Origin of the sequence: Bacillus sp. 103mf, assembly GCF_900116295.1 — a bacterium.
Taxonomy (GTDB): Bacteria; Bacillota; Bacilli; order Bacillales; family Bacillaceae_G; genus Bacillus_A; species Bacillus_A bruguierae.
Genome location: NZ_FPAF01000002.1, coordinates 332,740 through 353,637, shown reverse-complemented (window position 1 = coordinate 353,637; position 20,898 = coordinate 332,740). Strand labels below are relative to the sequence as shown.

General features: G+C 37.5%; 20 protein-coding genes and 1 other annotated feature. Of the genes, 11 read left to right on the top strand and 9 right to left on the bottom strand.

Annotation, left to right across the window (positions count from 1 at the left end):
* Window positions 1–7 precede the first annotated feature (7 nt).
* Together prsA and BM350_RS08350 are read right to left on the bottom strand one after the other, a co-directional pair.
* Window positions 8–865, bottom strand: coding sequence for a peptidylprolyl isomerase PrsA (prsA, locus tag BM350_RS08355; protein ID WP_090915793.1), 858 nt, complete (start codon window positions 863–865; stop codon window positions 8–10).
* Between the two features lie 204 nt (window positions 866–1,069).
* Window positions 1,070–1,201 (bottom strand): DUF3941 domain-containing protein, encoded by a 132-nt coding sequence (locus tag BM350_RS08350; RefSeq protein ID WP_090915794.1) that lies wholly within the window; start codon window positions 1,199–1,201, stop codon window positions 1,070–1,072.
* Window positions 1,202–1,306: 105 nt separating this feature from the next.
* On the opposite strand from BM350_RS08350, the gene BM350_RS08345 reads away from it, so the two are divergent.
* Window positions 1,307–2,164 carry a YitT family protein gene (locus tag BM350_RS08345; protein WP_090915796.1) on the top strand — a complete coding sequence of 286 codons (858 nt, stop codon included), beginning with the start codon at window positions 1,307–1,309 and terminating at the stop codon, window positions 2,162–2,164.
* A gap of 44 nt (window positions 2,165–2,208) precedes the next feature.
* Here the strand turns inward: BM350_RS08345 and BM350_RS08340 are convergent, their stop codons facing one another.
* The 3 genes from BM350_RS08340 to BM350_RS08330 form a co-directional block, all read right to left on the bottom strand.
* A complete protein-coding gene (locus BM350_RS08340) occupies window positions 2,209–2,412 on the bottom strand; it encodes a DUF3813 domain-containing protein (RefSeq protein ID WP_090915798.1) in 204 nt (67 codons plus the stop codon).
* Window positions 2,412–2,552: a competence protein gene (locus BM350_RS08335; protein ID WP_090915800.1), complete on the bottom strand. Its 141-nt coding sequence runs from the start codon at window positions 2,550–2,552 to the stop codon at window positions 2,412–2,414. The genes BM350_RS08340 and BM350_RS08335 overlap by 1 nt, the downstream gene beginning before the upstream one ends.
* A 98-nt stretch (window positions 2,553–2,650) precedes the next feature.
* The gene (locus tag BM350_RS08330; protein WP_090915802.1) at window positions 2,651–3,460 is read right to left on the bottom strand and encodes a Cof-type HAD-IIB family hydrolase; all 810 of its coding nucleotides are present in this window, start codon (window positions 3,458–3,460) and stop codon (window positions 2,651–2,653) included.
* Between the two features lie 394 nt (window positions 3,461–3,854).
* On the opposite strand from BM350_RS08330, the gene BM350_RS08325 reads away from it, so the two are divergent.
* Both BM350_RS08325 and clpB read left to right on the top strand, forming a co-directional pair.
* Window positions 3,855–4,034: a YjzC family protein gene (locus tag BM350_RS08325; protein WP_020059836.1), complete on the top strand. Its 180-nt coding sequence runs from the start codon at window positions 3,855–3,857 to the stop codon at window positions 4,032–4,034.
* A gap of 418 nt (window positions 4,035–4,452) precedes the next feature.
* Window positions 4,453–7,059: an ATP-dependent chaperone ClpB gene (gene clpB, locus BM350_RS08320; protein ID WP_090915804.1), complete on the top strand. Its 2,607-nt coding sequence runs from the start codon at window positions 4,453–4,455 to the stop codon at window positions 7,057–7,059.
* Window positions 7,060–7,090: 31 nt separating this feature from the next.
* Here the strand turns inward: clpB and BM350_RS08315 are convergent, their stop codons facing one another.
* Window positions 7,091–7,276: a YjzD family protein gene (locus BM350_RS08315; RefSeq protein WP_090915806.1), complete on the bottom strand. Its 186-nt coding sequence runs from the start codon at window positions 7,274–7,276 to the stop codon at window positions 7,091–7,093.
* Between the two features lie 155 nt (window positions 7,277–7,431).
* Here BM350_RS08315 and BM350_RS08310 point away from each other — a divergent pair, with 155 nt between their 5' ends.
* From BM350_RS08310 to BM350_RS08300, 3 genes are read left to right on the top strand one after another with little or no spacing between them, the layout of a single operon-like run.
* Complete coding sequence (locus BM350_RS08310; protein ID WP_090915808.1) at window positions 7,432–8,163, top strand: alpha/beta hydrolase family protein; 732 nt, start codon at window positions 7,432–7,434, stop codon at window positions 8,161–8,163.
* 48 nt (window positions 8,164–8,211) lie between these two features.
* Complete coding sequence (locus BM350_RS08305) at window positions 8,212–9,072, top strand: NAD-dependent epimerase/dehydratase family protein (RefSeq protein ID WP_090915810.1); 861 nt, start codon at window positions 8,212–8,214, stop codon at window positions 9,070–9,072.
* 40 nt (window positions 9,073–9,112) lie between these two features.
* Window positions 9,113–9,292, top strand: coding sequence for a ComZ family protein (locus BM350_RS08300; protein ID WP_020059831.1), 180 nt, complete (start codon window positions 9,113–9,115; stop codon window positions 9,290–9,292).
* A 378-nt stretch (window positions 9,293–9,670) separates the two neighbouring features.
* On the opposite strand, the gene BM350_RS08295 is transcribed toward BM350_RS08300, so the two are convergent.
* The gene (locus BM350_RS08295) at window positions 9,671–12,796 is read right to left on the bottom strand and encodes an efflux RND transporter permease subunit (protein ID WP_090915812.1); all 3,126 of its coding nucleotides are present in this window, start codon (window positions 12,794–12,796) and stop codon (window positions 9,671–9,673) included.
* Window positions 12,797–12,962: 166 nt separating this feature from the next.
* Between BM350_RS08295 and BM350_RS08290 the strand changes: the two genes are divergently transcribed.
* From BM350_RS08290 to BM350_RS08270, 5 genes are all read left to right on the top strand, one after another.
* Entirely contained in the window at window positions 12,963–13,835 is an 873-nt protein-coding gene (locus BM350_RS08290; RefSeq protein ID WP_090915814.1) for a TetR/AcrR family transcriptional regulator, read from the top strand.
* A gap of 80 nt (window positions 13,836–13,915) precedes the next feature.
* Window positions 13,916–14,848, top strand: coding sequence for a beta-ketoacyl-ACP synthase III (fabH, locus tag BM350_RS08285; protein ID WP_090915816.1), 933 nt, complete (start codon window positions 13,916–13,918; stop codon window positions 14,846–14,848).
* Window positions 14,849–14,876: 28 nt separating this feature from the next.
* Window positions 14,877–16,115, top strand: a complete 1,239-nt coding sequence (fabF, locus tag BM350_RS08280; RefSeq protein ID WP_090915818.1) for a beta-ketoacyl-ACP synthase II — start codon at window positions 14,877–14,879, stop codon at window positions 16,113–16,115.
* Window positions 16,116–16,433: 318 nt separating this feature from the next.
* Window positions 16,434–17,222, top strand: coding sequence for a DUF2268 domain-containing putative Zn-dependent protease (locus BM350_RS08275; protein ID WP_090915820.1), 789 nt, complete (start codon window positions 16,434–16,436; stop codon window positions 17,220–17,222).
* A 271-nt stretch (window positions 17,223–17,493) separates the two neighbouring features.
* Window positions 17,494–18,240, top strand: coding sequence for a YjbA family protein (locus BM350_RS08270; RefSeq protein ID WP_090915822.1), 747 nt, complete (start codon window positions 17,494–17,496; stop codon window positions 18,238–18,240).
* 430 nt (window positions 18,241–18,670) lie between these two features.
* Here the strand turns inward: BM350_RS08270 and trpS are convergent, their stop codons facing one another.
* Together trpS and BM350_RS08260 are read right to left on the bottom strand one after the other, a co-directional pair.
* A complete protein-coding gene (gene trpS, locus BM350_RS08265) occupies window positions 18,671–19,660 on the bottom strand; it encodes a tryptophan--tRNA ligase (protein WP_090915824.1) in 990 nt (329 codons plus the stop codon).
* A gap of 128 nt (window positions 19,661–19,788) precedes the next feature.
* Window positions 19,789–20,005 (bottom strand) — a binding site (T-box leader).
* A 45-nt stretch (window positions 20,006–20,050) separates the two neighbouring features.
* A complete protein-coding gene (locus BM350_RS08260) occupies window positions 20,051–20,314 on the bottom strand; it encodes a DUF3899 domain-containing protein (RefSeq protein ID WP_139207671.1) in 264 nt (87 codons plus the stop codon).
* Between the last annotated feature and the right edge of the window lie 584 nt (window positions 20,315–20,898).

The window sequence follows — 20,898 nt, the reverse complement described above, 5'->3', positions numbered from 1 at the left end:
TGTTCGGCTATTTTTGTGGTTGTTCAAAACGTGTAAAAGTATCTTTTAAGTCGCTGTCTTTTACTTTAATGTTTTCTTTCTTTAATTCGTCTATTAATACTTTTTGACGCCACGTATTATCTTGTATACGCTCAGCCTCAAGTGTTTTGCGAATGGAATCTTTTACTTCGTCGTATGGCTTTAAATCTTTTTTGTCTGTCAATTTAATAATATGGTAGCCTTTTGTTGATTTTACAGGTTCACTTATTTCACCGACATGTAATTTATAAGCAGCATCTTCAAATTCAGGTACCATTTTTCCAGGACCGAAGTAACCTAAATCTCCATCTTTTTCTTTTGAAATAGTATCTTCGGAATATTTTTTTGCTAAATCTTCAAATGATGCACCGCTATTAAGTTGTCTTTTTATATCGTTGGCCGTTTGCTCATCGTTTACTAAAATTTGACTAGCTTTAATTTCTGGTTTATATCGGGCTTTTATGTCTTTTTCAGTTATCGTTTGCTTAATTGCTTTATCGATAGCTAAGCTAGAGCGGATTTGTTTTTTTAAATCGTCTTCGTTTTTCATTCGGTTACTTTCAAGGAACATTTTAAAATTATCGCCTGCTTGTTCTTTCACTTTTTTAAATTCCTTATCAACTTCATCATCGGACACTTTATATTTTTTAATCATGATATCTTGTGCCATCATTTCATAGAGCATATCTTTTCCGAAGCGTTCTTTTAACGCCTTATCAAATTCGCCTTTTGTTATCGTACTAGTAGTAGAAGTTGCGATTGGATCGGAACTTTCTTTTGGATCGCAGGCAGCTAACATTAATGTACCGAGCGCTGCTGTCGCAATAAATAATTGTTTTCGTTTCATGTAAACACCTCATCCGAAAGTTGTTGTTTCTATTGTAGAAAAAGAAAGTGAACATGATGTGAATTCGAGATGACTTTTGTAGAAATAAAAAAGTACATCAACGAAAATGTCGATGTACGAGGAGGGTTTGTTCGCATTAAGTAGAGGATCCGAGTTTAAATCATAAGAATAAAATGAGTTAATTATAAGTAAGAAAATTGTTTACTATAGATGATCCGTCTTTTTGGAGTAAGCGCGTTTTCCTTGCTGTATATTTTTTTGCTGTTCTTCATTTTTTTGCGTGCGTTTTGCGTTGTTATCACGCGCTTTTTTGTCGTTGTCACTTGTATGAGGCATATGATTCAACTCCCTTCATAACGGTTGTATGTTTATCATTTCCGTTTTCGTTAAGACTATGTATAATGTATACGATGGAATTTATATAAAGGTGGACTGGGAGATATGGACTTAAAACTGAATTATGCTGAGCTTACCAAAAAATTAGTCGTTGTTATCGTTGCCGGTTTGTTGAATGCGATTGGAATGAACTTATTTTTAACACCAGCGAAAGTGTATGCTAGTGGTTTTGCTGGATTATCGCAATTGCTTTCACAAGTGTTAGGAGATTTTCTGTCAATACATATTTCAACGGGAGTTCTTTTTAGTTTGTTTAATATTCCTGTTGTTATTTTAGCTTGGAAAAAAGTAGGGAAGTCATTCACATTATTTAGTTTTTTAAGTGTCATATTTATGACGTTGTTTTTAGAGATAGTACCAGTAAAAGCTGTATCTCATGATATTATTTTAAATGCCATTTTTGGAGGGGTAATTTCTGCGGTAGGAGTAGGACTTGCTTTAAAGTGGGGAGCCTCAACAGGCGGTTTAGATATCATCGCGATGATTTTATCTAGGGTGAAAGATAAGCCGGTCGGAACGTATTTCTTCTTGTTTAATGCGATTATTATTACCCTGGCCGGTTATTTATATGGTTGGGAAAAAGCGCTTTATACGTTAGTGACATTATATGTATCTTCACGTATTATTGATGCCATACATACGCGTCATGTGAAAATTACGGCATTTATTGTAACGAAAAATGGAACAGAGGTGCGAAAGGCAATTCATGAACGATTAGTTCGAGGAATTACTACAGTTCCAGCGACAGGTGCGTTTACAAATGAAAATAAAGAGATGTTAATGATCGTTATTACTCGCTACGAGTTATATGAATTAGAAAGAGTTATAAAAAAAGTAGATCCAGGTGCATTCACAAACGTTCTCGAAACAGTTGGGGTGTTTGGATTGTTCCGTAAAGATTAATAAAAGAGGACCGCGTTTGGTCCTCTTTTTGTTTGTTCCTCTAGTTACAGTTGCTCGCCTGTTGAAATGCTTTGCAGTTTTTCTTGCATTTCGCGCAATTGTACTTTTTCGGCAGTAGAAGAATTCGTATAAGCGGACAGCAATGCATTTTTTGCTTTATTAACAAGTGCTTGCTGTTCGCTATCATTTGAACAAGATACAGCTTGTGAGACGGCATCTCGTGCTTGTTGGAATAGTAAGTTACCCATTAGAACCCTCCGAGAGAAGAGTTTTTTCGTTCTTTTTCTGCTTCAGCTAATGTACCACGGTATGGGAATCTTGCGTCGTGTTGCATAACAGAATCTGCTCCTTGTTGCACGAAACGTTTTGATTTGTTCTTTTTACCCATTCGTAATGCCTCCTTTTAGCAGAAAAGCATGGACACATTTGCTGTGTCTCCTATAGTATGTGCGCTTGGTGTCAGACTATAAGCAGGGAATTTTCACCTTACAATCCAAGTGCCTCCTCTAAATAAAGGGCAATGCCGTCTTCTTCGTTTGATAATGTTATGTGATTTGCTAATGATTTTAATTCTGGAATGGCGTTCCCCATGGCGATTCCATGTCCGGCAAATTCGATCATTTCAAAATCGTTATCCTCATCACCAAACGCAATGATACGTTCTTTTGGGATATTGTAGTGACTTGAAATTTTTTGGAGGCCAATTGCTTTATTTAACCCGCTTTTCACAATTTCAATAATCGGCCAAGGAGCTCCCCATTTGCGATGATCAATTACTTCTGCATGCATATCTGTTAAATGTTGGCGAATAGAATTGGATTTTGACTCATGTGCATCAATTAATAAGCAAGTTGGATGATCTTGTAAAATATTGAGTAAATCACCTGTGAAGATGTTCGGAGAGCCGAACTCGAAAATATGTTTTTTGTCTTCATCAAGTTGTTTCATATATACATCATCAATTACTTCTGCGTAAATATTTTTCACTCCAAATTCCATACACGTACGAACGATTTCTTGAGCAGTAGTAAGTTCGAGTGGAGAGTGATGCATTCCCCAGTTCATATCAAGTGGATGATGAACGTATGCGCCGTTGAAATTTACAATCGGTGTATTTAAGCCAAGTTCTTTATAATATGCATGACTCGCACGAAATGGACGGCCCGTTGAGATTACAACGATATGGCCTTGTTCTTTTGCTTTTGCAATGGTTTGTTTTGTACGAGCTGAAATTATTTTTTGGTCTGTAAGTAAAGTGCCATCTAAATCTAATGCAATTAAATGTTGTTTTTTCATGCGTCTCACACCTTTTATAAAAAGTTTTGTGTATATTCATCTTAATTCCTGCATGATTGCGTTGTCTACTATTTGTCATTGGTAACGAGAAAAGTCAAGTTTTTTTCTGAAAGTTCGAATAATGTTCCTTTCCTTTTGTACAAATTGTGAAAGGGGTTACAATGTGGGGATTACCGTGTTTATAATGAAAATGTAATCTTCTCGTATAAGTTGTTTGACTCTCCTTTGATACTGGTCTTTATGGCCAGTTTTTTTTGTTTCTACATATACTGATGTATCTCCTGCTAAAATGTGTAATTTCATTATATGAGCTTGGTTTCCTAAACATAACAGAAAAGGTTTTCTAAAATGGGACATACTAAAGATGTAATGATGGAATGGAAGGAGAATGGACATGGGACAAAGTCATCGATTCCGAGCTGGTCAAAAAGCACCTAATGATGGTATATATGTTGAAATTGGTGAAACAGGAAGTATGGTTAAGGATCCGAAAATGGTAAAGCTTTCTGCTGGAGATAAATTTCCAGAAGTTACAAATCAAAATAGACAATGGACATATAAACGAAGACCATAATAAATCCCGCAGTTATAAGCTGCGGGATTTGTTTTGGTGAATAAATAAAAAAGATAACTACTCAGTTACTTTATGAAAAACCGACAGAGAAGCATTTTTTTAAATGGTCGAGAGGGACTGGCGCTGCATAGGAGCGGTCAGTGCCTTTTCCTGCCACGTGCAAGGTTTGAAAAATAAGTGCAGGCTCCTGTTGTGTTTGTATGACAGCAGTCTATGCACAAAAAATGAATTTATAAGTAATAGAGAGACACATCTTCACTAGAATCATACCCTTTTCTAAATTTTTAAAAGGTATAGCTGAGTAGTTACAAAAAATAAGATTGTCAAAAAGTCCTCATCGTTGAATAAAATAGGTGATTTGTCGTATAATCAAATCAAAGGTCAAAAAAAGTCAAACTATAAAGGAGTTGTGGCTGTGATGGACTTGAATCGAATGACGACAAAAACACAAGAAGCGATTATGGGTGCACAATCAATTGCTATTAAGCATCATCATCAAGAAATTGATATTGTACATCTTTTAGCCGCGCTTCTTCAGCAGCAAGATGGATTAGCAATTCGTATTTTCCAAAAGATGAATGTAAATATAGAGCAGTTCGTGCAAGGAGTAGAACGCTTGTTAAAGCGAAAGCCATCGGTTACAGGAGGAGGCACGGAAGCAGGAAAAGTTTATATTACAAGCGCTCTTCAGGGGTTGCTTGTAAGGGCTGAAGAAGAAGCGAAGCATTTGCAAGATGATTATATTTCAGTGGAACATATTCTTCTTGCGTTATGTGATGAAAAGAAAACGAATGATATACGTGAATTATTTACGTCGTTTCGTATTACGAAAGAAGCGTTATTGCAAGCATTAACAGAAGTTCGGGGGAATCAAAGAGTGACGAGTCAAAATCCAGAAGTAACATACGAAGCTTTGCAAAAATATGGTCGTGATTTAGTGGCGGAAGTAAGGCAAGGGAAAATTGATCCAGTCATTGGACGTGATAGTGAAATCCGACGTGTGATTCGCATTTTATCGCGTAAAACAAAAAATAATCCTGTATTAATTGGTGAACCTGGTGTTGGGAAAACGGCAATCGTTGAGGGATTAGCACAGCGTATTGTCCGCAAAGATGTACCGGAAGGATTAAAAGATAAAACGATTTTTTCACTTGATATGAGTGCGCTTGTTGCAGGTGCGAAATTCCGTGGTGAATTTGAAGAGCGTCTGCAAGCGGTCTTAAATGAAATTAAAAAAAGTGAAGGAAAGATTTTATTATTTATCGACGAGCTGCATACTATTGTTGGGGCTGGTAAAACAGAAGGAGCAATGGATGCTGGAAATATGTTAAAACCAATGTTAGCGCGCGGAGAGTTGCATTGCATCGGAGCAACAACGCTTGATGAATATCGCAAATATATTGAGAAAGATCCGGCATTAGAGCGTCGTTTTCAGCAAGTATTAGCAGAAGAACCGACAGTTGAAGATACCATTTCTATTTTGCGCGGCTTAAAAGAACGATTTGAAATTTATCATAGTGTGAATATTCATGATCGTGCTCTTGTCGCAGCTGCAACGTTATCAGATCGCTATATTTCTGATCGTTTCTTACCGGATAAAGCAATCGATTTAGTTGATGAAGCATGTGCAACGATTCGGACAGAAATTGATTCGCTGCCAACAGAGCTAGACGAAATAACACGTCGTATTATGCAGTTAGAAATTGAAGAGGCTGCGCTAAGTAAAGAAATGGACCTCGCAAGTAGGGAACGCCTGCAAACATTGCAGCGTGAGTTGTCGGATTTAAAAGAAAAAGCGAGTGGAATGCGGGCGCAGTGGCAAAAAGAGAAAGAAGAAATTCATAAAGTGCGCGATTTACGCGAAAGTTTAGAGCGTTTGCGAAGGGAACTAGAAGAAGCGGAAGGAAATTATGATTTAAATAAAGCAGCAGAGCTTCGTCACGGCAAAATTCCAGCTGTAGAAAAAGAATTGAAAGAAGCAGAAGAAGCAAGTGCGAATAAACAGCAAGATAATCGTCTTCTTCGTGAAGAAGTAAGTGAAGAAGAAATTGCGAATATCGTATCGCGCTGGACTGGTATTCCGATTGCAAAGCTCGTAGAAGGAGAACGTGAGAAGTTGCTTCGTTTAGAGCAAATTTTATCTGAGCGTGTCATCGGACAAGAAGAAGCGGTCGGTCTTGTGGCAGATGCAGTATTACGTGCTCGTGCAGGAATTAAAGATCCAAATCGTCCAATTGGTTCGTTTATTTTCTTAGGACCAACAGGTGTTGGGAAAACGGAACTTGCGAAAACGTTGGCGCAGTCTTTATTTGATAGCGAAGAACAAATGATTCGAATTGATATGTCTGAGTACATGGAAAAGCATGCCGTATCTCGTTTAATCGGAGCGCCTCCAGGCTATGTTGGGTATGAAGAGGGCGGACAATTAACAGAAGCTGTGCGCCGTAAACCGTATTCTGTTATTTTATTAGATGAAATTGAAAAAGCGCATCCAGAAGTGTTTAATATTTTACTGCAAATGTTAGATGATGGGCGTATTACAGACTCACAAGGACGTACAGTTGATTTTAAAAATACAGTCATTATTATGACGTCCAATATCGGATCGCAATATTTACTTGAAGGATTAGAAGAAGACGGTTCTATTCAAGAAGAAGCAAGAAACCTTGTAATGGGGCAACTTCGCGGTCACTTCCGCCCAGAATTTTTAAATCGAGTGGACGAAATCATTCTCTTTAAACCACTTACAACAAATGAAATAAAGGGTATTGTTGATAAAATCGTGAAAGAGTTGCAACATCGTTTAACGGATCGTCATATAACGGTTGAGTTAACAGATGCTGCCAAAGAGTTTATTGTGGAATCTGGATTTGATCCAATGTACGGTGCGCGTCCTCTAAAACGCTACGTACAGCGTCAAGTAGAGACGAAGTTAGCGCGTGCGCTCATTGCCGGCACGATTACAGATCATAGTCATGTATTGATTGATGTATCAAATAACGAGTTAATTGCCAAAGTTCAATAAAAAAGAGTCCGGATATCCGGACTCTTTTTTATTAATGCTGCTGTGCAGGTTCGTTTGGAATTAATGCTCCAAGTGCGATCACAAGTACAGTAATAACTACAGAAAAAATAGACGCTTGCCCAAAATCGTATGTAACGCCTGGCGTCATAGAGCTAATTACGTAGCTCATCATTTGCACAAGCAAGAACGACCAGATAAAGGCCCAAATTACACGCATCTTTTTACACCTCTATTCGTTCAGTTTGTCTTTATTGTATCATAACTCGAAAAAGAATATAGAAAAATATTTGTCGTTTTTGCAAAGCAAATTGCTCTTCGTATCATACATTATAAAAGAGTAAATTTGATGTTGTCATATAAGGCGGGAGAAGTATGAGTATTACGGAACGTTTTTTCTTTTTAGAACAAGAGCCATGTGTGATTCACTTGCCAGAAAAGCCAAATGGATTCGGTATATTACTATTAGGCGACTACAATTACTTTATTGAGAATGGTACAAGTTTATGGCTTCAGCATGCAGGACGGCTACAACTTTTAAACGAATTGCGAAAGAAGGGTTATACAGTCTTTTCCTCTAATTTATACGGTAGACATTGGGGGAATGAACAGGCGGTACGTCTGGCAAAGCGGTTGTATCATATTGTTATGAAAAAGGAAATTTTGAACGAAAAGATTCATATCATAGCAGAAGGGATGGGTGCGCTTGTTGCTCTGCAAATGATGGCGCAATATCCAGAATGTGTGCGTTCGGTTCTTATGTTTAATCCGTGTCTTCATTTACCAGCACATGTTGAATTTGAAAAAGAGCACAAATTTTTTTATAAGCGATTAATTCGTGAATTGATGCAAGCATATGATGCAGCGGAATCAGAATTAGAACGAAAAATTGAAAAGAAAGCATTTCCATATTTAGTATCCTCCGTTCCAGTAAAAATATTTGTATCTGCTCAAGAAAAAAAAGAACGAAAACAGTTGTTTCGGGAATATGAAAAGAAACGTTTGCAAGAGAATTGTCCGACTTCATTATCATTTCATCTACAGGATGTAAAATATAAAATGGCGCAAAATGCATGTCAGTTTTTTAAGTGGTATGAAGATTTATAAAGCTCCTATACATAAGGAGCTTTTTATGTATGTGAGGAGGGAGCGAAAATGAAACGAGTAATTGTCGTTGGGGCGTTAACGTTTATAGGTTATCATCTTGTGCAGAAGTTCCTTGAAGAAGAAATTGAAGTGTATGCGTTTGATTTTGATGATATGAACAGTGTTTCCAAAATAAATGAAGAAAAATTATGTTTGATTGGTCGAAATGCATTGTTTATGTATTTTTCGTTGCGGGATCATGACGGATGGGAAGTTTTGGAGAAAACAGATATTGATGCTGCATACTTTTGCTTATGTGAGCCGAATCAGCAAAAGAATTTTAGAAATGAACGCACCATATTGCAATATGTAAAGCGATTTGAGAGTTTTTGCAGACGAAAAAAAATAAAATTCGTTATTTCATCTTCTGTAGAAGTGAGTCATGCTTCTAGTGACAATGAAAATAGTATGCTTTTTTCAAAAATTGAACGAGAAGTACAAAAAGGCGATGCAGATTACTGCATACTACGTGTTCCGGCAGTATATGGACCGTGGCAACCATCATTTATGACGTATCACCACATCATTCTAGCGGGGTTAAAACAACAAACGATTTCTCTTCCTATAGAAGAATGTACATGTGATCTTTTGTATGTTGAAGATGTTGCGAACTGTTTATATACGATTGGTCAAAGGAAGTTGGAAATGAAACTATATGCTCTTTGTAGCGAAGAGAAAAACCGGTGGCAAAAAGGAATTGAAATATTACAGAAAACAGGGGGGGATCAAATACAGAAGAAAGAGTGTTTAAAAGGTGATGAGGAAAAGATAGTTGTTCCGAGCAAGTTTTCCTTAGAAAAGGGGATGCTGCGTCAAATTTCTCATATAAAAAAATATAGGAAGTTATACGAGACAAGTAACACGTGGTAAACTGGAAAAGAAAGTTTTGATGTGGAAAGGATGAGGAAATATGAACGAAAAAAATATGCAGTTTTTACAAATCGCAATGAAGCATTTACCAGAAGCAAAGGCGATTTTAGATGATCACGGTGTGGCATTAGATATGGCAAAAGCACAGCCTGTATTGGAATTATTAATGAAAGTTATGGGCGAAGCGTATGAACTTGGGAAAGCGGATGCGAAGGAGTAAAATAAATACGAATTGAAAAACTGACATAAAAACCACTTTCTTTTTAGGGTGGGTGAGAGCATCTGGCCGTGCGTAGAAGCGGTCAGGGCCTTTTTCTGCCACGTACAAGGTTAAAACAAAAGGAGAAAGCAAGTAGCTGTCATGTTATTTTCTACATAGCAGTGACTTGTCGGTCTGAAAAATAAAAAAGTGAGACCCTTCCGTTTTGATGGAAAGGTCTCGCTTTTTTTATCCCGCATTAACGGGCAGTAAGATCCCCACCTCAATATTGAAAGGGAAGCAAAGAAGAGAGGTGGGGATAACTGCCCATAAAAGCCCGATTGGTTCAACTAACCATCAGTGGGGATGAAGAAAAATCCCACTGATGGAAGTTTCACTTTATTTAGCTACTTTGTTTTTCCGTTTGAATTTACTTACTACTTCATACACAATTGGTACGATTAATAATGTTAATAGTGTAGAGCTTGTTAATCCACCGATTACTGTGACGCCAAGACCTTTTGAGATAAGGCCGCTTCCTTCAAAGCCTAATGCAAGTGGAAGTAAGGCGCCAATCGTTGCGATAGCCGTCATTAAAATTGGGCGTAATCTTGTCGCACCAGCTTCTAATAATGCTTCGCGTGTTGTAAAACCTTCGCGTTCCTTATGAATAACGCGGTCAATTAATACGATGGCGTTTGTAACAACGATACCGATTAACATAAGGGCACCAATCATTGCAGAGATGCTTAATGTTTCACCGGAAATTAGTAAGGCAACAACGGCACCGATTATTGTAAATGGAAGCGAGAATAAAATCGCAAATGGCGCCAGTGCCCCGCCGAATGTTATCACAAGAACGAAGTATACAATCGCAATGGCGGCTAACATCGCTAAGCCAAGTTGTGTAAAGGATTCTTGAATATCTTTAGATACACCGCCCATTGACACCTCAATGCCAGATGGTAAGTCTAGCTTATCTACTTCTTTTTGAATGTTTTGAGAAGCTTTTGCGACATCGTCTGTTGTTGGTTTTGCAGTTACTTCTGCATATACGCGGCCGTCCCGTCTTGTTACGGTATTAGACGTTTCTCCTTCTTTTACAGTCATAATGTCTTTTACAGTCACTTCTGTACCTAGCGGCGTTTGTACTTTTCGATTTGTTAAATCATCGATGTTTTCGTAGTTTTGTTTGTTCACTTCAACATACACATTCATTTCTTTTCCGTCTTTTTTAACTGTTGTTAAGACAGGGCGTTCGTGAGAGTCGGAAAGTCCCATGCCTATCTGCGCGGTAGTTAGTCCGAGTTTACTTAACTTCTCTTGATCTGCCACTAATGTGTATTCATCGTATGTTTTGGAAATGCTCGAGTCGATATCTTTTAACGTTTTCTCTTTTTTCATGATACTTTGAATCTCTTTTACGACAGGTTTAATCTCTTCTAAATTATTGCCGTATACGTATAACTTAATTTCATTGTTGCCTCCGCCAGATGAGAAGTCTTGGTTTTTCCATTCTCCTTTGTCCGTCATCTTTTGCAGATCTTTCACGACTTTTTCTTTTTCCTTCTCAAAGTTCTTTGTATCGTCTTTGTATTGAACAAAGAATAATGCTTGGTTCGATTTACCCGGGCTCATCGGATTTTCTCCGCCAAGTGAGAACTGAATTGTTTTCACATCTTTATTTTTCTTAAAATAATCTTCTGCTTTTGTCGCAATATTTTCGACATCTTGCAATGTTTGGCCAGGTTCTGGATTATAAGAGGTGATTACTGTTTTCTCTTCTTCAGATGGTAAGAAACTTACACCTACAATCGGAAGAAATGCAATGCTTCCTACTAATAATAAAACCGCAATGCTAGACGTAATAATTTTATGGTTTAATACCCATTCTAGAAGGAATTTATATCCATTCGCAAGTTTACTTGGCTTCTCTTCATGATGTTGTTGTTTTTCTTTCATACTTTCCTTTTTAAATAAAGAATGTGCCATCATTGGAACAATTGTAACAGCTACAAGAAGAGATGCTAATAAGGCGAAAACAATTGTTAAAGCAAACGGTAAGAATAGTTCACCGATCATTCCTTTCACAAGACCGAGCGGTAAAAAGACTGCAATGGTTACGATTGTCGATGACATAATTGGCACGAACATTTCTTTCGTTGCTTCGCGAATTAAGTCTTTTCCTTTTAATTTTTCACCTGGTAAAGCCATGCGCCGGTAAATATTTTCAATAACAACGATGGAATCGTCGACAACGCGGCCGATAGCGACAGTCATTGCCCCAAGTGTCATCATATTTAATGTAATATCCATTTCTTTTAATAATAAAATTGCAATTAATAAAGAAAGTGGAATTGAAATAACAGAAATAAGCGTTGTTCGAATGTTACGCAAGAACAGCATGATGATAATAACAGCGAAAATGGCACCAAAAATAGCTTTACTTAACATTGTGCTAACTGATTTTTCGATTGGCGCACCTTGGTCGAATGTTGAAGTGATTTCGATGTTAGCAAATTTCTTTTCAAAATCATTTGCTTTGTTCTTTACAGCATTTACAACGTCAACTGTATTCGCATCAGCAGCTTTTACAATTTGTAGGCTGATAGCTTCTTTTCCGTTTGTACGCGAGATGGATTCTGCTTTTCCAACTTGTTTGATATCGGCAATATCTTGCAATGATACAGTTGGAATAGCCAATGCTTGCCCCGCTGCAACTGGATTCATATTAGGCTGCTGCGCCTGAGCCAGCCCGTGTGAACTCTCCTGGTTTGTAGAAGGGATAAGCGGGATTTTCATTTCTTTTAAAGCATTTAACGTTGTAATATTGCCATCTACAACAACGGATTTTTCTTTATCTTTAAATGTATATAGTCCGAGCGGCATAGAAACGTTAGAACCTTTAATCATGTTCTTGACTGTCTCTTCGCTAAGGCCTAATTCTTTCATTTTCTCTTTATTAAAGACAAGTTGTACTTCTTCTACTTGTTGACCTGAAATTTGAACAGAGGCAACGCCGTCTAATCCTTGTAAGCCTGGAACAATATCTTTTTCTACTCGCTGTGTTAGCTGTGCAAGAGATTCATTTTTATTTGTGACACTTAATGAAATAACAGGAAAAGCATTGATGCTAAGACGAGAAATTTTCGGTTCTTTTACGCCTTCCGGTAAAGGTAAGTTAGCGAGCGCCTCTTTTACTTCTGTCTCTGCTTTTTCCATATTTTTATCAAAGTTATATTCTACTTGAACAGAAGATGCGTTTTGATAAGAAGAGGAACTGACAACAGTTACTCCGCTTAGGTTTTGCAGTCGTTGTTCGATTGGTTTCGAAATCTTTTCTGCTACTTCAGTTGGAGTAGCACCAGGATACACGGTTGTCACTGTTACAAGTGGTGTCGTGATGTCCGGAATTGTTTCCAATTTCATGCGGAGACCAGAATAGATTCCTGCAATCGTAATAATAATCGTTAATAGCCAGACGGCGAACTTATTGTTTAACGAAAAGTTAATCATTTTATTCATTTCTACGCTCCTTTTTATTGAAACTGACTCATCGGTCATAATAACCAAAGTATAAATGACTGACTGGTCAACAGTCAACGGAAAGGTAAAATATTGTGAACTACTTGCAATTTTTGACTGATGAGTCATAATGCGGATAAGAGTGTTTTTTTAGGAGAGGAAAAAGATGAAGGAAAAAGAACGGTTAATTATTGAAACAGCAATCAAATTATTTGCGATGAAGGGCGTGAATGCAACGTCTATTCAAGAAATAGCAACAGAATGCGGTATTTCTAAAGGTGCTTTTTATTTGTATTTTAAATCGAAAGATACATTAGTATTGGCAACGCTCGAGTATTACTACGATCAGATTCAAAATAAACTGATGGATATTGAAAAAGAAGTATTACTTCCACGTGAGAAATTTGAAAAACAATTACATTGTCAGTTTGACGAATTACAACAAAAAAAAGAATTCATTATTATGTGTATGAGAGAAAATGTAATTCCCTTTAATAAAGAAGTAGAAGTATTTATGACGAGAATGAAACTAGAATCACATGCTTTTTATCGAAACAGTTTACTTTCTATTTATGGGGAAGAGATTACCTCTCATCTTGTTGACTTAATTATCATGCTAGAAGGAATATCACGTGGATATTTAGAGTTAATTATCTTTAATATGGTAAATTTAGATATAGCGTATACGACAAAATTTATCTTAAAGAGAATAGATGATATCGTAGCGGGACTGCAACGTTCAAAGGACGAACCAGTCATTGTAGAACGAGAACTCAATCATTTTTTGTGCAATACGAATGTAATGAATGGACATAAGGAAGAATTATTTATAAATGAAATTATGAAGTTAAAGAGTGCGCTAGTAGACCAATTAGGAAGTGATGAATTAATGGTTACACTAGATGTACTGGAATCAGAAATGAAAACGGATCATCCGCGAGTTCCAGTTATTCAAGGGATGTTGTCCAACTTAAAATTGTATCCAGAATTGCGTGATTTTCGAGAAAGACTTGCAATGTACTATAAAATAACAAATTAATAACGTATAGACAAAAGGAAACTTATCATTTAAAATTAGTACCAAGTCATAAGAATTGATATAAATCGGAGGGTTGTAATGTGAATGTAGGCGTTTTAGGGATCGGGAGATATGTACCAGAAAAAGTTGTCACAAACCACGACTTAGAGAAAATAATGGATACATCTGATGAATGGATTCGAACAAGAACAGGGATTGAAGAAAGACGAATTGCTGATGATACAATAGATACTTCACATATGGCTGTGGAAGCTGCAAAAAAAGCACTTGAAGATGCAGGGGTTAGCGGAGAAGAAATTGATCTTATTTTAGTTGCAACAGTAACACCAGACCGTTCGTTTCCAGCGGTTGCTTGCGTAGTTCAAGAAGAAATCGGAGCAAAGCATGCAGCAGCGATGGATTTAAGCGCAGCTTGTGCTGGTTTTATGTACGGAATGATTACAGCGCAACAATTTATTCAAACTGGAACTTATAAAAATATATTAGTAGTTGGTAGCGATAAATTATCTAAAATTGTAGATTGGAATGACCGAAATACAGCGGTTTTATTTGGAGATGGAGCAGGCGCTGTTGTTATGGGGGCCGTTTCAGAAGGAAAAGGGATTCTTTCATTTGAATTAGGAGCGGATGGAAGTGGTGGTAAACACCTTTATCGTGATGAATATGTTATGATGAATGGCAGAGAAGTCTTTAAGTTTGCTGTTCGTCAGCTTGGTGATTCGTGTCTTCGTGTTTTAGAAAAAGAAGGTCTTACGAAAGAAGATGTGGACTTTTTAGTGCCTCATCAAGCAAATATTCGTATTATGGAATCAGCGAGAGAACGGCTAAATTTACCGCAAGAAAAAATGAGTACGACAATTTCCAAGTTTGGGAATACGTCAGCTTCTTCAATTCCGATTGCTATAGTAGAAGAATTGCAAAATGGACGTATTCAAGATGGCGATCTCATCATATTAGTTGGTTTTGGCGGCGGTTTAACATGGGGAGCAGTTGCTCTTCGTTGGGGTAAATAAGGACTGAGAGAAAAGGAGTGTATGTTGTATGGAAAAAAAGCGTGTTGTAATTACAGGATTAGGAGCAGTTACTCCAGTGGGAACGGATGTAGAAACTGCTTGGGAAAATATTAAAAATGGTGTATCTGGAATTGGACATCTTACACGCTTAGATGCAAATCAATTTCCTGCGAAAGTAGCCGCGGAAATTAATGACTTTGAAGTCGAGAAATATATTGATAAGAAAGAAGCGCGTCGTATGGACCGCTTTACACAATATGCAGTAGCTGCGGCAAAAATGGCTGTGGAAGATGCAAAGCTAGAAATTACAGAAGAAAATGGGCCGCGCATTGGTGTGTGGGTTGGATCCGGAATCGGTGGTATGGAAACGTATGAAGAGCAGTACAAAGTTTTTTATGAAAAAGGCGCACGCCGCGTTAGTCCATTCCTCGTACCAATGATGATTCCTGATATGGCTGCAGGCCAGGTGTCCATTGCATTAGGTGCAAAAGGGATTAATACATGTACAGTGACAGCTTGTGCATCCGGTGCAAATTCTATTGGTGATGCATATAAAGTTATTCAGCGCGGAGATGCAGATGCGATGATTGCAGGCGGAGCAGAAGCACCGTTAACAAATATGGCGGTTGCTGGATTTTGTTCAGCTAAAGCATTAACATTTAATGAAGATCCAGCAACTGCTTGTCGTCCGTTCGATAAAAATCGAAGTGGATTCGTAATGGGAGAAGGAGCAGGAATTCTTGTATTAGAAGAATTAGAGCATGCGTTAGCACGTGGTGCACATATTTATGCTGAAATCGTTGGATACGGAGCAACAGGTGATGCGTTCCATATTACGCTACCAGCTCCTGGCGGTGAAGGCGGCGTGCGTGCGATGCGTCAAGCGTTAGAAGAAGCGGGTCTTCAGCCAGAAGATATCGATTATATTAATGCGCACGGCACAAGTACAGAAGCGAATGAAAAATATGAAACAATGGCAATTAAAGAAGTATTTGGCGAGCATGCATATAAAGTAGCGGTAAGTTCAACAAAATCAATGACAGGACATTTATTAGGTGCAGCTGGTGCGGTAGAAGCAATTATATCTGTGAAAACAATTCAAGATGGCGTTGTTCCGCCAACAATTAACTATGAAACACCAGATCCAGAGTGTGATTTAGATTGTGTACCAAATAAAGCAAGACAACAAAAAGTACGTGCTGTATTAAGTAACTCATTAGGTTTCGGTGGACATAACGCAGCATTAGTATTTAAAGAATATAAGTAACTACTCAGTTACTTTATGAAAAAACGACAGAAAAGCATTTTTTTTAAATGGGCGAGATGGACTGGCGATGCATAGGAGCGGTCAGGGCCTTTTCCTGCCACGTGCAAGGTTTGAAAACAAAAGTAGACAATAGGTAATGAATTTATAAGTAATAGAGAGACACATCTTCACTAGAATCATACCCTTTTCTAAATTTCTAAAAGGTATAGCTGAGTAGTTACGAATATAAATAAAAAAAGTGCAGATGAAAATCTGCATTTTTTTTATGCTTTCTTTCGTTTCGTTGCATATGTATGGAACGAAAGGAGAGTGGGAGAGGTGGGAGTGATTCAAACGGCGGTGTGGATGCGTAAGTATTATCAGGAGCCAGAAAAAATTTGTGAGAAGTTTACAAAGTATATTCCGCTTCAGAAAGAAGCGTTGTATCGGTTTCTTGTTTCAAAAGGAATGTTTCGTCCGGTAGTAGGTGGTGAGGAAGAAATAGACGTATTGCAAAAAGAACGAGTATGGGAGCGATTGGCGATAGAATATAAAAAGCTGCAACAATGGTTAAAAGGACCTGATATACCGGTATTTATTTTGTTATCCGATCCGTATAATCGAACTGTTCAACGAGAATATAACGGAAAAGCGGGATTAGCAATGCGAAATGTCTTGTTTTTGTTTGTGAGTTCACAAAATTCGATTGCCGAGTTAAAGGCATTGCTTACTCATGAATATCATCATATATGTCGAATTCATGCAAATGAGAAGGGAGAAGAAGCGTATACCATTTTGGACACAATGATGATGGAGGGATTGGCAGAACATGCGGTGTATGAACGGCACGGGGGAAGTTACTATGCTCCGTGGGTGTCTTATTATAAGAAAGAAGAGGCAATTATGTTTTGGCGTCGGTTTATACAAGGTAAGCGGGGGATACAACGAGGGACACGCGAGCACGATATATTACTAAATGGACGAGGATTTTATCCGAAAATGCTTGGATATGCTGTGGGATTTCATATTGTAAAAGATTGTGTAGAGCATAAGAAATGGAACACAACTTCTTTAATAGAAATGGATGCTAAAGCTATTTTAGAGGGGGCATTGTCTTTTGACTCATAAAAGTTGCTAATCTGCTTATCCTGTATGAGTCTACACCTTAAAATTCCGCGAGAAGTGAAGCCTAGTTGGCCATCAGTGAAGGATGAAGAACAATTCCACTGATGGCTTGTTATTTGCTGCAAAAATCTAATGAAAGTTTTACTGTTCAGCATGAAAGATAGAGGATTATGAAGAAATTAATTAATAAGAATATATTTCCTCCATTGGAATAAATTTTACGAAAGATGACCATAATGAGATATACAAACAGTTGTGAAGTGAGGGGTAAGCAATGTTATATCTGCATGATGTATGGGTAAATTGGTTTGAAGGTGAAGAAAACGGGTATAACGTCTGTCATTTCTATGAATGGCGGAAGGATGATACGATCGAATTGTTAGATCAAGTACCATTAGTAAAAGTAGATTCCACATTATATCATTACATCGAGAACGAATTGCTAGAGCTTCCGCAAAAACTATTGGAAGACGTACATCATAAGGCGTATATTCGAAAAAACCATGAACGACTGCAGCAAGAGTATTGCTTTGTTGTATCAGATGGAAAAGGAATAATTGCGATTGATACAATTGGATACAATATTCCAATACGTAAAAGCCGACTGATTCCAAGACAAGAGCAAATGGTGTATGAAATGGTAGAAAACGTACAAGCAGAAACATATGATTTTGAAATGGAATCGCCGCAAAAGGAACATCATATTTTATCACCTTCCCCGCATATGATGAATGGGTTAACACGGAAAGAACGACAATTAAAACAACTGCTCTTTATGGCACTAGACCAGCTACATACAACGAAAAATCCAGCGGAGATTCGCTATTGGTATACAGAATGGGATCCAGCAGCATATCCAGCTGTACAACATCTACCGTTTGAAGAAGTGTGGAATCGCTTGTATGACGAAGCGAAGCACGGATGGTCAGGTAAACATGAACAGCTTTGTGAGCGACTTGTAAGAGGACAACCGTTCTTTGAAAAGTTGTGGGAAATGGAAAATGAGCAAAAGGTAAATTAAAAGGAATGATCCAAAAGGCGCGTAGGTGCCTTTTAGGATCATTCCTTTTTTGTGTGTCCGCTAAGATATCGACGGAAGTAATGCATTTATCGGCGATATTTGCGATATATCGCCGATTCGACACGAAATAAAGACCATTCGACAAAAATCGTCATACGAGTGAGCGAACCGCATCCGCTTTTCTCTTGTCTAGCTCTGCCTCCTAGCCCTTCCTGTCTAAGAACCTTCCGCACGAGAAAGTAAAAATCACTTTCTGTGCGAAAGAACCTTAGCCAACAGGGCTAAATAGTCGGCTCCGCTTTTCTTTGATGTCTAGCTCCAGCGGCTAGAATGGTCGGTGGCTTCGCGCCTTCCTGCGAGGTAAAAATCACCTCTACGTCAGGAGCTCCATCCCCCTTCCATTCTGAGCGAGCCGCTTGCGCTTTTCTTCTTATCTTCGTTTTCTGCTTAACCCCATTGCGTTTTCGATTTTACGAAGTTGCTTCATTGCGACGCGGTTTGCTTTTTCGGCCCCCTGATCAAGGATTTCGTCTAATTCAGGAGAGTTAATAAGTTCATTGTATTTGTCTTGAATTGGACGAATTGCTTCTACAACAACTTGCGCTAAGTCGCCTTTAAAGTCGCCGTATCCTTTGCCTTCGTACTCTGTTTCTAACTCTTCAACTGTTTTCCCTGAGAAAGAAGAGTAGATTGTTAACAAGTTTGAAACACCTGGTTTATTTTCTTTGTCAAATTTTACGATGCCGTCTGAATCGGTTACAGCACTTTTAATTTTCTTTTCAATTGTTTTTGGATCGTCAAGTAAACTAATCATCGATTTTGGATTTGGATCAGATTTACTCATTTTTTTCGTCGGCTCTGTTAATGACATAACGCGAGCCCCTACTTTTGGAATGCGAACTTCTGGAATTGTAAACACTTCGCGATAACGCTTGTTAAAACGCTCTGCTAAATCGCGTGTTAACTCCATATGTTGTTTTTGGTCCTCTCCAACTGGAACAATCTCTGTATTATATAGTAAAATATCTGCTGCCATTAACGGCGGGTATGTTAATAAAGCAGCTGGAACAGATTCTCTTCCGTTTGATTTATCTTTATATTGCGTCATACGTTCTAATTCACCGACATATGCAGTGCATTGCATAATCCATCCAAGCTGAGCGTGTGCTGGAACTTCTGATTGTACAAATAATGTAGATTTTTCTGGATCGATGCCACATGCTAAGTATAGTGCTGCTAGACTGCGAATGTTTTTACGAAGCTGTACTGGATCTTGCGGTACAGTAATTGCGTGTTGGTTTACAATACAGAAATAGCAATCGTGTTCATTTTGCAGTTCTGTAAACTGCTTCATTGCTCCTAAATAGTTACCAAGTGTAATTGTTCCGCTTGGTTGAATGCCTGAAAAAATAACTGACATATCATTTCCTCCTTGAAAAGTTGTATTGTTTTTAGTTTTTCATATTTTCGTCTAGAACCCTAACGTTTTGTGGTTTTGAACGAGCCGCTTGCGCTTTTCGAATACAAAAAAGCCCATTCATCCCTAAAAGTAGGGACGAATGGACCGCGGTACCACCCTAATTATTTTGCGAAAGCAAAATCTCTTTATCCATTGTAACGTTGGATGTGACGCCAAAGCCTACTCCTGAAACGTTTCGGTTTGGTGCTCAAAAGCCCATTCCATATTGTACAATTACTTGTTCTCACCAACCACAAGCTCTCTGAAATTGCCTCAATATGTACTCTTCTTTCTCATTGCATACGTATAAAATTGTTGTACTATTATAACACATGATAAATCGTTTGCAAATTATTTAATAGCGAAACCAATAATTGTTGATAATGCTCCTAATATGATACCAGTAATGACGATAGGGTATGTCCATGTAAAGGAATAAGTTCGATATAATATTTCTTTCGGATCGCACTCTTCTTCTCCTTCAATTAAAGATTCAATCTTTTTATTGGATCGACCTAATTTTTTAAAAGCATACATTGTTACATTGAAAAAACCGCGTTGAAATAGGAATACAAATCCTCCGATAATAATGAAGAGTAAAGCGATATAAAACATAATATTAACAAAATACAACAAAAAAGAATTGGAAAATATAGCAGCATATGCGCCAGAAATCGCAATTGAGACTCCTGTTAGTATACTAATACGTGAAAAAAGTGTATTCAAATGCTTCCCCTCCGCAAAATATTACTAGAATTATTATACTATAAAAGTTATAATATGTACTATAAAGAATTTTTAGAAAAATATATATAATTTTGCATTTTCCTTTAATTAGATAACTGCAATGTTAAGCCCTGTCTTTACAAAATATATATAAAATACACTGTAAATTAAAAATTTTAACAAAAAAATAAAAAATTATATTCACAATCGTCGTATTATATGTATAATGAAAATTGTAGAAACTTGGAGATTATTCTTTTAATTCTAATTTTTACAAATGAAGGTACATAATGCGCAATTAGAGAACCTGATTTGCTAGATTTAATCTCATATTTAAATAGGTTTATTACAAATGGTAGTAATAATGTAATTTATTCCATCGTTTTCAAGGGTATATGCCTATGATGGGCGTATGCTCTTATTTTTAAAGATAATAGTAAGAATATTTTAAACTATCTTATTGCTTTTGAAAA

Coding starts and splice junctions, on each gene's coding strand:
- BM350_RS08345 (WP_090915796.1), top strand. CDS start 1,307: ATGGACTTAAAACTGAATTATGCTGAGCTTACCAAAAAATTAGTCGTT.
- BM350_RS08330 (WP_090915802.1), bottom strand. CDS start 3,460: ATGAAAAAACAACATTTAATTGCATTAGATTTAGATGGCACTTTACTT.
- clpB (WP_090915804.1), top strand. CDS start 4,453: ATGGACTTGAATCGAATGACGACAAAAACACAAGAAGCGATTATGGGT.
- BM350_RS08340 (WP_090915798.1), bottom strand. CDS start 2,412: ATGGGTAACTTACTATTCCAACAAGCACGAGATGCCGTCTCACAAGCT.
- BM350_RS08305 (WP_090915810.1), top strand. CDS start 8,212: ATGAAACGAGTAATTGTCGTTGGGGCGTTAACGTTTATAGGTTATCAT.
- prsA (WP_090915793.1), bottom strand. CDS start 865: ATGAAACGAAAACAATTATTTATTGCGACAGCAGCGCTCGGTACATTA.
- BM350_RS08315 (WP_090915806.1), bottom strand. CDS start 7,276: ATGCGTGTAATTTGGGCCTTTATCTGGTCGTTCTTGCTTGTGCAAATG.
- BM350_RS08335 (WP_090915800.1), bottom strand. CDS start 2,552: ATGGGTAAAAAGAACAAATCAAAACGTTTCGTGCAACAAGGAGCAGAT.
- BM350_RS08300 (WP_020059831.1), top strand. CDS start 9,113: ATGAACGAAAAAAATATGCAGTTTTTACAAATCGCAATGAAGCATTTA.
- BM350_RS08270 (WP_090915822.1), top strand. CDS start 17,494: ATGTTATATCTGCATGATGTATGGGTAAATTGGTTTGAAGGTGAAGAA.
- BM350_RS08325 (WP_020059836.1), top strand. CDS start 3,855: ATGGGACAAAGTCATCGATTCCGAGCTGGTCAAAAAGCACCTAATGAT.
- BM350_RS08350 (WP_090915794.1), bottom strand. CDS start 1,201: ATGCCTCATACAAGTGACAACGACAAAAAAGCGCGTGATAACAACGCA.
- fabF (WP_090915818.1), top strand. CDS start 14,877: ATGGAAAAAAAGCGTGTTGTAATTACAGGATTAGGAGCAGTTACTCCA.
- BM350_RS08260 (WP_139207671.1), bottom strand. CDS start 20,314: ATGTTTTATATCGCTTTACTCTTCATTATTATCGGAGGATTTGTATTC.
- BM350_RS08290 (WP_090915814.1), top strand. CDS start 12,963: ATGAAGGAAAAAGAACGGTTAATTATTGAAACAGCAATCAAATTATTT.
- BM350_RS08295 (WP_090915812.1), bottom strand. CDS start 12,796: ATGAATAAAATGATTAACTTTTCGTTAAACAATAAGTTCGCCGTCTGG.
- trpS (WP_090915824.1), bottom strand. CDS start 19,660: ATGTCAGTTATTTTTTCAGGCATTCAACCAAGCGGAACAATTACACTT.
- BM350_RS08310 (WP_090915808.1), top strand. CDS start 7,432: ATGAGTATTACGGAACGTTTTTTCTTTTTAGAACAAGAGCCATGTGTG.